General features: G+C 71.5%; 5 protein-coding genes. 2 read left to right on the top strand and 3 right to left on the bottom strand.

The genetic code is table 11. From position 1 onward, the window contains the following. Positions 1-82 precede the first annotated feature (82 nt). Both D7X32_RS40410 and D7X32_RS40405 read right to left on the bottom strand, forming a co-directional pair. Positions 83-295, bottom strand: coding sequence for a hypothetical protein (locus tag D7X32_RS40410; RefSeq protein WP_244239454.1), 213 nt, complete (start codon positions 293-295; stop codon positions 83-85). A gap of 103 nt (positions 296-398) precedes the next feature. Continuing rightward, positions 399-1,145 (bottom strand): RNA methyltransferase, encoded by a 747-nt coding sequence (locus D7X32_RS40405; protein WP_120607842.1) that lies wholly within the window; start codon positions 1,143-1,145, stop codon positions 399-401. 273 nt (positions 1,146-1,418) lie between these two features. Between D7X32_RS40405 and D7X32_RS40400 the strand changes: the two genes are divergently transcribed. Together D7X32_RS40400 and pbpC are read left to right on the top strand one after the other, a co-directional pair. Continuing rightward, complete coding sequence (locus D7X32_RS40400) at positions 1,419-7,139, top strand: Ig-like domain-containing alpha-2-macroglobulin family protein (protein WP_120607841.1); 5,721 nt, start codon at positions 1,419-1,421, stop codon at positions 7,137-7,139. Positions 7,140-7,144: 5 nt separating this feature from the next. Next, on the top strand, positions 7,145-9,505 hold the full coding sequence (gene pbpC, locus D7X32_RS40395) for a penicillin-binding protein 1C (RefSeq protein WP_120607840.1): 2,361 nt from the start codon (positions 7,145-7,147) through the stop codon (positions 9,503-9,505). A gap of 3 nt (positions 9,506-9,508) precedes the next feature. Here pbpC and D7X32_RS40390 read toward each other — a convergent pair whose 3' ends face one another. Next, positions 9,509-10,498 carry an NAD(P)/FAD-dependent oxidoreductase gene (locus tag D7X32_RS40390; RefSeq protein WP_208752705.1) on the bottom strand — a complete coding sequence of 330 codons (990 nt, stop codon included), beginning with the start codon at positions 10,496-10,498 and terminating at the stop codon, positions 9,509-9,511. Positions 10,499-10,646: the final 148 nt, after the last annotated feature.

The following is a 10,646-nucleotide window of genomic DNA, read 5'->3' as shown; positions in this document are numbered from 1 at the left end:
GGCGGGGACTTGGGGGGCCGTTCGGGCTTGCGAGGCATGGGCGCGGCACCATAGCCGCGCTCAGGCGGCGGCGTGCTGGGAGTTAGTGCCGGACCGGTTCGTCCGAATCCTCGCCCTCGGCGGACCCCGGCGTCGGGCCCGGCTCGTCCGCCATGCGGTGGGGCTCCTCCTCCAGCCCGCCGTCCTCCGCGGTCCCGGGCGTGCGGCCGGGCTCCTCTAGAGCGTCCTCGTGGGAAGGCGCCTGACGGCCAGGGCCGGGCTCGGTGCCTCCGACGATCATCGACTCATAGGGCATGTGGTTCACGCGGTGCTCCTTCCCACGGGGTTCCGGTCGTTCCGGGAAAGGTAGCGACGCGCAGGCATCCCGCCGAGCGCGGGAAGGGTGTCCCCCTGCCTGCTCAGGTGTCGTCCTCGGGAGGCCTGCCCTCCTGGGGGAAGTGCTTGCGCACGGTGTGCAGCGCGGCCAGCCAGAGCCTGGCCTCGTTCCGGGTGAGCCGGGAGCGGCGCAGAGGGGCGATCAGGTCCCTCACCGCCGTGCGCCCGGGCTGGGCGTCCACGAGGAAGCCGCCCGTGGTCAAGAGCGTCTCCAGCGTCGCCTCCACGCGGGCCAGCTCCGCGTCCGTGGCGGCCAGGGGCAGGGGACCCGGTGGTGGCGCGGAGTCCGCGAGCGCCGCCATGCGGACCTCGTAGGCATAGAGCAACACCGCCTGCGCCAGGTTGATGGAGGGCTGCTCCGGCGCGGTGGGCACCGCGGACAGGTCGTGGCAGCGCTCCACCTCCGCGTTGGTGAGCCCGCTGCGCTCGTCCCCGAAGACGAGCGCCACCGGCCCCTGCTTCGCCCGCGCCACCAGCTCCTCCCCCACGGCCCGGGGCGACAGGCGGCGCTTGCCCTCCACCTTGCGGGAGCTGGTGCCCACCACCCAGACGCAGTCGGACACCGCCGCGTCCAGCGTGTCCGGCCGCTTCGCCCCACCCAGCACGTCCTCCGCGTGCACCGCGAGCCGGTGGGCGGGGCCCAGGTCCTCGACCTCCGGTGTCACCCAGGCCCAGTCGGACAGGCCGCAGTTCTTCAGGGCGCGGGCGGCGGCGCCCAGGTTCTCCGCGTTGCGCGGGCGCATGAGGACGAATCGGACGGGCAGCACCATGGCCGCGCACCCTACCGCCCCCATGCGCCGCCGAGGGACCCCAGTTGACCGCCGAGGTGTCTCACCGCCAGTCTGCACCGCGAAATCCCGCGTCCCGTGCGCGTCCGGAAGCCACCCGTGAGTGTGGCTGCCTGGACACCCTGTGGGCCCGCGGACGCGCATGGGGGAGCGCCGGCACGTGGTCGCCGGGCCGCACTTTCCGTGCGCATCCGAGGCGCCTCACGCACGGCACGCGGAATGAAATCGGTTCCGCCGCCACCCCCTGGAGGAAACATGTCCCCGCAGTCCGCAGTCCCGCCGAAGGCCGCGCGCGCACCTCGTGCCCGCTGGCTGCTGCCGGCGTTGCTCGTGGGCGCCCTCGTCGCCGGCTGTACGCAAGAGCCCGCGAAGACGCCGCCCACCGCCACCCCGTCCGCCGCGGCGCCCGACGCCGGCGCCACGTCGTCGTCCTCGTCCACGCCCGCGCCAGTGCAGGCCGCGAAGCTCACGCCCGTCATCCACGAGCTGGCCAGCGAGAACGCCGTCCCCACGGGCGTTACCATCGAGTTCGCGCTGCCGGTGCGTCCGCGCTACGAGAACGTCGACGGCACCGTCGTCACGCTGTCGCCGGAGGTCGGTGGCAGCCTGAAGTGGACGGGCCCCTCGTCGCTGCTCTTCACCCCGTCCACGGGCTTCGCGGCCGGCACGACCTACACCGTGTCCGTGGACGCGGTGAACACCGACGCGGGTGTCATCAAGCCCCCGTCGGCGCGTGAGTGGCGCTACAACTTCACGACCTACGCCTTCAAGTTCGCCCAGCTCTACCCCACGCGCATGGACCTGCTGAAGGGCCACGTGGAGGCGAACGTGGACTTCTCCGGCCCGGTGGACCTGGCCGCCGTGCGCTCGCGCACCAGCTTCCGCGTGGGCGACACCGCCATCAGCGACGTGAAGTGGAGCACCCGCGCGGACACCCGCAACTCCCTGTCCGTCGTGCTGACCCACCCGAAGCTCAAGCCCGGCGCGACGGTGCAGTTCTCGCTGCGCGAAGGGCTGACGCCCGTGGGCGGCGGCTCCAAGGAACAGGCGCCCGCGGCCACGGGCAGCTTCCCGCTGAACGGCGGCAAGCGCCTGGACATCACCTATGTGAACCTCCAGGAGGGGACCAACGGCTTCTTCTTCGAGGTGAGCTGCCGCGACGTGGCGGCGGACGCCCCGGCGAGCCCCACCGACGAGCAGTGGGATTCGTACTACTACGACGACGACAACAAGGGCTGCTCGCTGAACGAGTCCGTGGCGCTGGAGGCCATCCGCTTCAAGCCGAAGGTGAAGTTCTCCGTGGCCCCGTCGCGGCGCGGCTTCCGCATCTTCGGTGACTTCAAGCGCGGCCCGCACACGCTCTCCATCGCGGAGGGCACGATCTCCGTGGGCGGCGGCACGCTCATGGGCGCCTGGTCGCGCGGCTACTCCGTGCCCGCGCGCCAGTCCCAGGTGCGCTTCAACGCCAACGGCCGCTACCTGCCGCGCAGCGCGTGGCGCAACCTGCCCCTGCAGCACCTGAACGTGGAGGAGGTGACGCTCACGGTGCGCAACGTGCCGCCAGAGAACCTCGTCTTCTGGATGGGCAACGACTACCAGGAGAACGCCGACGAGCGGACGAGCAACGTGCTGGTCCGCAAGACGGTGCCGCTCAAGTCGACGCCGGACTCGCTGCTCACCACGTACATCGACGTGGCGTCGCTGGTGCCCGCCAACACGCGCGGCCTGGTGGAGATTTTGGCCGAGCGCGGCGACTACAAGGCCGCCGCCCGCATCCTGCTCACCGACCTGAGCCTCGTGGCCAAGCGCGGCGGTCCCGCCGTGGGCTCCACGGACTCGGGCGAGGTGTGGGTCTGGGCCCTGGGCCTTGAGAGCACGGAGCCGCTGTCCGGCGTGGAGGTGTCGCTGGTGAAGAAGAGCGGCCAGGCCGTGGCCCGCTGCACCACGCAGGGCGAAGCCGGCTGCCAGATCAAGGTGCCCGCGCCCGGGGTGGATGACAGCGCCCCCTTCGCGCTGGTGGCGCGCAAGGGCGACGAGCTGACGTACCTCAAGTACGACGAGCTGAAGACGGAGATCGCCAACTCGGACGTGCAGGGCGAGCCGTACCGCGCCGAGCAGCCGTACCGCGCCTCCGTCTGGTCCGACCGCGGCGTGTACCGCCCCGGTGAGACCGCGCACGTGGCCGCGGTGCTGCGCGGCCAGGACAACCTGGCGCCGCCCGTGGGCATGCCGGTGGAGGTGCGCGTCATCGACCCGCGCGAGCGCGAGATCCGCAAGGTGACGCTGAAGACGAACGCGGCGGGCCTCGTGTCGTTCGACCAGGCCTTCGCGGCGTTCCAGGACACGGGCCACTACTGGGTGCGCCTCAAGGTGGCGGACCGCGATCTGGCCTCCTACGCGGTGAACGTGGAGGAGTTCGTCCCGGAGCGCATGAAGGTGACGGCCAGCACCACGGCGCCGGGCTACGTGCAGGGCAAGGAGATCCCCGTGGGCGTGGAGGCCGCGTACCTCTTCGGCGGCTCCGCGGAGGGCAGCCCGGTGGAGATGACGTGCCGGCTGGAGTCCGTGCCCTTCAAGCCCAAGCAGAACGCCCAGTACACCTACGGCGTCTGGCGCCAGGACGGCAACACGCCCCGGCCCGTCACGCTGGGGCAGGTGAAGGGCGCGCTCGACGCGAAGGGCCAGGTGCTCCTCAACTGCCCGGCGCAGGCGGCGTCCGGCCCCATGAAGGGCGCGGCGCGCCTGTCCGCGGTGGCCAGCGTCTTCGAGTCCGGCAGCGGCCGCTCCACCATTGGCGAGGCCACCGTGCCCGTGCACCCGGAGGCGTACTACCTGGGCCTCCAGGCCAACACGCAGAAGGTGAAGGCGGCCACGCCCTTCACGCTGTCCGGCGTGGTGGTGGACTGGAACGGCCAGCTGCTCACCGACGGCAAGGCGCCGAAGACGGTGACGCTGGAGTACCAGCTGCTCGAGGAGAACTACGGCTACTACTACGACGAGGAATCCGGCTACGAGCGCTACCAGCGCTACCTGCGCCCGCAGCGGGAGGGCGAGGCGACGGTGAAGGTGGAGAACGGCCGCTTCACCGCCACGGTGCTGCCGGGCCACGACGGCGCGGGCTACCTCGTGCGCGCTCGCGCGGGCAACACCCAGACGGACCTCTCCATCGAAGGCGAGGGCCGCTACTACTGGTGGGGCGAGGGCTCGCGCGTGGACCAGACGCCGCGGCCGCTGAAGCCCACGGCGCTGGAGCTGGCGCTGCCCGCGAAGGGCAAGGTGGGCGAGGCCCTCACGGTGAAGATGAAGGCGCCCTACCGGGGCCGCGTCCTCTTCACGGTGGAGACCGACCGCGTGCTCACCACCGGGTGGAAGCAGGTGGAGCCCGGTGAAGTCACCTGGTCGTTCACGCCCAAGGAGTACGCGCCCAACGTGTACGTGAGCGCGTTCCTGGTGAAGGACCCGCACCTGGAATCCGCCCAGGCGTTCATGCCCGACCGCGCCTTCGGCGTGGGCAGCATCGCGCTGGAGCCGGTGGACTTCACCCAGGCCGTCACGGTGACGGTGCCCAAGGAGGTGCGCAGCAACGACACGCTCACCGTGGATGTCGCGGTGGAGGGCGTGGAGGGCCCCACCTTCGCCACGGTGGCGGTGGTGGACGAGGGCATCCTGTCCCTCACGCGGTTCCAGAGCCCGGATCCGCTGAAGGAGATCTTCACGCGCCGCGCGCTGGGCATCCAGACCTACGAGACGGTGGGCTGGGCGCTGCTGGTTCCGCCCGGCGGCAACTCCAGCTCCACCGGTGGTGACGAGGGCGGCGCGGAAGGCCGCGTGCAGCCGGTGAAGCCCGTGGCCCTGTGGAGCGGCGTGGTGGAGGTGCCCGCCAACGGCAAGCTGAAGGTGCCCTTCAAGCTGCCGCAGTACCGCGGCGCGGTGCGGGTGATGGTGGTGACGGCGGGAAGCAAGCGCATTGGCCGGGCCAGCGCGCAGGTGCTGGTGCGCGACCCGCTGGTGCTCCAGACGACGCTGCCGCGCTTCCTCACCCAGAACGACGAGATTCAAATCCCGGTCTTCGTCACCAACCTGTCCGGCAAGGCGCAGGACGTGAAGGTGTCGCTGTCCGCGGAGGCGCTGGCGGTGCCGGGGCTCGCGATGCCGGACGCCGTGGGCTCGCCGCTGGAGCTCAAGGGCAAGAGCGAGGGCCGCGCGAAGGTGGAGGACGGCAAGTCCCGCACCTTCGTGTTCCAGGGCCGCGCGGTGCAGTCGGTGGGCGCGGCGCGGCTGACGGTGACGGTGGAGGGCGGTGGCTACACGTCCCGCGAGCAGCTGGACGTGCCGCTGTCCCCCGCGGGTCCCCGTGAGCGCAGGATCCAGCAGGTGGAGCTGGTGCAGGGCACCACGGACCTGAAGGCGCTGCTCCAGGGCTGGGTGCCCACCACGGAGCGCACCACGGTCTGGGTGACGAACAATCCGTACGCGAAGTCGCTCCAGCACCTCTCGTACCTGGTGCACTACCCGTACGGCTGCATCGAGCAGACGACGTCCTCCACGCGCCCGCTGCTGTTCGTGAGCCAGCTGGTGGAGCGCGTGGATCCGACGCTGGTCTCCACGGCGAAGGTGGAGGACATGGTGCAGTCGGGCATCAACCGGGTGCTGTCCATGCAGACGGCGTCGGGTGGCTTCGCGTACTGGCCGGGCCAGACGGAGCCGGTGGCCTGGGGCACGGCCTACGCGACGCACATGCTGCTGGACGCGCGCAAGCTGAAGTACCCGGTGCCGGAGGACCGGGTGGACAGCGCCCTCGCGTGGATGGGGGACGAGCTGACCCGGAAGGAGGGCCGCGTGGGGCAGGACGATCATTACGGCCAGCACTCGGAGGCGTACATGCACTACGTGCTCGCGGTGGCGGGCAAGGGTCGCAAGGCGCGAGCGCAGGCCATGGTGAGCGCGCTGGAGACCGCGGCGAAGAAGGCGGCGCTCGGCGGCGAGGACCAGGAGGACCTGTACCTGCTCAAGGCCGCGCTGTGGCTGTCCGGCGACCGCCGCTACGAGAAGGAGCTGCGCAACCCGGACGTGTCCACCGTCACCGACGAGCGCAAGAACAGCTGGTCGTTCTATTCGGACCGGCGCCGGCGCGGGATGATGCTCAGCACGTTCCAGGACCTCTTCGGCGACGCGCCGGAAGGGGAGCCCCTGGCGCGCATGGTGGCGACGGCGCTGTCGACCCGCTCGTCGGCGTACTACTCCACGCAGGAGCTGGTCTGGGGCATCACCGGCCTGGGCAAGCGGCTGCAGGGCACGGCGACCAGCTTCACGCCGCCCACGCTCACGGTGGCGGGCAAGGCCGTGGCGTCGCTCGCGGAGAAGGACGCGCGCGTGTCGGACCGCACGTGGGCCCTGGCCCGCGCCAGCGAGCGCGCCAGCGTGTCGCTGGACCTGAAGGAGAAGGGCGGCGGCAGCGTGTACCTCATCCTCAACAGCGAGGGCGTGCGCACCACGCCCGAGGTGAAGGTGGGCGGACAGGGGCTGACGCTCAAGCGCAACTGGCGCTCGCTGGACGGCACCGCGTTGGATCTGAAGGCCAACCCGGTGAAGCTGGCGGACCTCATCTACGTGGAGCTGGAGGTCACCAACACCACGGGCGAGCGCGTGCAGAACATCGCGCTGGTGGACCGGCTGCCAGCGGGCTGGGAGATTGAGAACGCCCGGCTGGGGCGCGGCGGCAGCGTGGACTGGGTGGACGCGGATTCACTCTGGGCCGCGGACTACGTGAACGTGCGCGATGACCGGATGGAGGCGTTCGGCGCGCTGCAGGCCCACGAGACGAAGAAGCTCGTCTACGCGGTGCGTGCGGTGACGGCGGGCAGCTTCACCCTGCCGTCCGCGGAGGCCGAGGCGATGTACGACTCCTCCATCTGGGCCCGTGAAGCCACGGGCACGGTGCAGGTGACGGGTCCCTGGAAGGACGACCTGCTCTAGGCCCCATGCGTCGCGTGCGTCTCAACTGGAGGAAGTGGGTGGGGGGGGCGCTGGCGGGGCTCGTGCTTCTGGGCACGGGCCTGCTGGCGGCCTGGTGGGTGCCGCTGCCGGAGCGGTTGGCGGCGCCCCCCTCTGTGGTGATGGCGTACCGGGACGGGTCGCCCGCGTACGTCTTCCTCGCCCCGGACGAGCGGTGGCGCATCCCCGCGCCGAAGGACCGCGTCGACCGGGCCTATGTCCGCGCCCTGCTGGCGCTGGAGGACAAGCGGTTCTTCCAGCACCCGGGCGTGGATCCGCTCGCGGCCCTGCGCGCCCTCGGCCTCAACTTGAGCCGGGGGCGGCGGGTGTCGGGAGCGTCCACGTTGACGATGCAGCTGGTGCGCGTGCTGGAGCCCCGTCCCCGCACGTTCACCTCGAAGGTGATTGAGTCGTTCCGCGCCGCCCAGTTGGAGGCGCGGTTGTCCAAGCAGGAGGTGTTGGAGGCATATCTCCAGTTCGTGCCCTACGGGCGCAACGTGGAGGGCGTGGAGGCGGCGGCGCTCGCGTACTTCGGGCACACCGCGCGGCACCTGAGTCCGGCGGAGATCGCCACGCTGCTGGCGGTGCCGCAGAACCCGAACCGGCGCTTCCCGTCGCTGGAGAACCGGGACCGGCTGCGCTCGGCCCGGGACGACATCGCCCGGCGGCTGCTGGAGTCCGGGGGGCTGGTCGTGGACGGGGTGGCGTCCGATACGGTGCTGGCGGAGGTGCGGGCGACGCCGGTGCCGGACGTGCTCACGCCCTTTCCACGGGAAGCGCCGCACGCGGCGGTGTGGCTCAAGGCGCAGCGGCCGGGGGCGACGTGGCTGGCGACGACGCTGGACGCGGGCACGCAGCGGTTCGTGGAGCGCACGCTGGGGGAGTCGGCCCGGCGGTTGGACCGGCAGGGCATCCACAACGGCGCGGCGGTGGTGGCGGACCGCGAGACCGGAGAGGTGCGCGCGCTGGTGGGCAACTTCGACTTCTTCGACGAGAAGAACGGCGGTCAGATCATCGGCTTCGCCACGGCGCGCTCACCGGGGTCGGCGCTCAAGCCGCTCCTGTACGCGCTGGGGATTGATCAGGGCCTGGTGGGGCCGGAGACGCTCGTGCCGGACATCCCGGTGGCGTACGGCGGCTACCAGCCGCGCAACTTCGACGGGCGCTTCCAGGGGCTGGTGCGGATGGAGTCCGCGCTGTCGCAGTCGCTCAACCTGCCGTTCGTGAGGCTCCTGGAGCGGGTGGGCGTGGAGGGCTTCCTGGCCTCGCTGCGGCAGGCGGGAGTCACCAGCCTGGATCCGCGGCCGGGGCACTACGGCCTGTCCGCGGCGGTGGGCGGCCTGGAGCTGACGCCGCTGGAGTTGACGGGCGTGTACCTGGCGCTGGCGGGGGACGGGCAGGCGCGTCCGCTGCGGGTGCTGGAAGAGGACGCGACGCCGAAGAAGGCCCAGGCGCTGGTGTCGCCGGGCGCGGCGTGGCTGACGCGGCAGGCGTTGGCGTTGAGGGACCGGCCGGACTTCCCGGAGCGGCGGCGGCTCACGGGCCTGCCGGCGCGGGTGCACTGGAAGACGGGGACGAGCTTCGGCAACAGGGATGCGTGGGCGGCGGGCTCCGGACCGAAGCACACGGCGGTGGTGTGGCTGGGCAACTTCGACCACGCGTCGAGCGTGCACCTGGTGGGCGCGGAGAACGCGGCCCCGCTGCTGTTCGACATCCTGGAAGGCATCGGGCCGAGGGGCACGACGCTGCAGGAGGAGGACGCCGCGCCGCCGAAGGACCTGGTGAGCGTGGAGGTGTGCGCGTACTCGGGGCACCTGCCCACGGACGCGTGCACGCAGCGCAAGCGGGTGGACGCGGTGCGCACGGCGGTGCCGACGACCCCGTGTCCGTACCACCACCGCGTGGAGGTGGACGTGGCGTCAGGCCTGGCGGTGGGGCCGGGGTGCAGGGATGGGCGCAAGACGGAATCGCGCGTGTACCTGACCTGGCCGTCCAGCCTGCGCCGGTGGCTCGCGGAGCAGCAGCGTCAGTTGCCCGAACCGCCACCGCTGGCGCCCGGCTGCGTCGCGGGAGGGGAGCGGGACACGCCGACCATCCTCTCGCCGCCGGAAGGGCAGGTGGCGCTGCTCATCCCTGGCATGAACACGGAGGAGCAGAAGATCCCCCTGGAAGCGGAGGCCGCGCACGACCGGGAGCTGACGTGGTTCGTGGACGGATCCGTCCTGGGAACGGCGAAGGCCGCGGAGCGCCTCTGGTGGCGGCCCTCCGTGGGCACCCACGACATCCTCGTCACCGACGACCGCGGCCTCACCGCCCGCCGCACGTTGGTGGTGCGCGAGCGGCAGTAGGGTTCAGGGGGCGGCGATCCGCCGCGCCAGCGCGACACCACTGAGGAACGCGCCTTCCACCCGAGGCCCCGCGCACCAGTCGCCACAAGCGCCCAGGCCCAGCGCCGCGTCGTACAGCGAGGACGCCTCAATCGGCGGTGAAGGCATCGCGAACCGCCACCGGTGCGCCACGGCCTCCACCGCGTGCACGTCTCGGCCCAGCGCCTGACTGAACGCCGCCACGAGCTTTGGAGCCATCGCCTCCGCCGTCTCCTCCAGGTGTGCCGCGCTGTACTCCGGCGACCCGTGAAGCACCCAGCGCTCACCTGGAGCCCGCCCCGGCTTGCTCGTGTCGCGCGCCACCCACGACAGCGGCGAGTCCTCCACGAACGCGCCATCCAGCGCCACCGCCACCGGCGCGTCGAACCGGGCCATGACGGCCCAGCACGGCGACAGCCGCGCGGACCCCGCCTGCGCCGCCAGCTCGGGCGCACCCGCCAGCAGCGGCACCGCCTGTGGCGCGGGCACCGCGGCCACCACCACCTCCGCCAGCCCCAGGTCCTCGCCCGTCTCCGACGTCAGCCGCCACGCCCGGCCTTCGCGCTCCACCCGCTCCACCCGCACCCCGGTGCGCACGTCCAACCCATCCGCGAGCGCCTTCGCCACCGCGTTCATGCCCGGCACGCCCACGTACCGCACGGGCGCCTTCGCGGGACCCACCACGCCACGCGTCAGCGTCCCGATGCGTCCGTGCCACTCCGCCGCGATGCCCTCCGCCATCCACGCCTCCACGAGCGCCCGGAAGAGCGGATCCCTCGCCGTGAAGTACTGCGCGCCATGGTCGAACGTGCCCCCGTCCGCGCTCTTTCGCGTGGACAGTCGCCCCCCGGATCCGCGCCCCTTGTCCAGCACGCGCACGCCGAAGCCCGCGCCCGTCAGCACCCTCGCGAGCGCCAACCCCGACATGCCCGCGCCAATGACGGCCACGCGGGGCAGGGGCTGTCTCTTATACACATCTTCTCCGAGCCCACGAGACGCTCATGAATATCGTATGCCGTCTTCTTCTTGAAAAACAAAACGTATTATAAATTGGGATCCTAAAGCACGTACAGCTTTATCTGATATTGAAGTAATACATGAAGATGTTCAAGGCGCGTTTTAT

The organism is Corallococcus carmarthensis, from assembly GCF_003611695.1.
Classification (GTDB): domain Bacteria; phylum Myxococcota; class Myxococcia; order Myxococcales; family Myxococcaceae; genus Corallococcus; species Corallococcus carmarthensis.
This window is presented reverse-complemented; position numbering and strand designations above follow the sequence as displayed.

What these genes read in the sequence shown, in the direction of transcription:
- D7X32_RS40405 (WP_120607842.1), bottom strand. Translation starts at nt 1,145, where the DNA reads ATGGTGCTGCCCGTCCGATTCGTCCTCATGCGCCCGCGCAACGCGGAG.
- pbpC (WP_120607840.1), top strand. Translation starts at nt 7,145, where the DNA reads ATGCGTCGCGTGCGTCTCAACTGGAGGAAGTGGGTGGGGGGGGCGCTG.
- D7X32_RS40400 (WP_120607841.1), top strand. Translation starts at nt 1,419, where the DNA reads ATGTCCCCGCAGTCCGCAGTCCCGCCGAAGGCCGCGCGCGCACCTCGT.
- D7X32_RS40410 (WP_244239454.1), bottom strand. Translation starts at nt 295, where the DNA reads ATGCCCTATGAGTCGATGATCGTCGGAGGCACCGAGCCCGGCCCTGGC.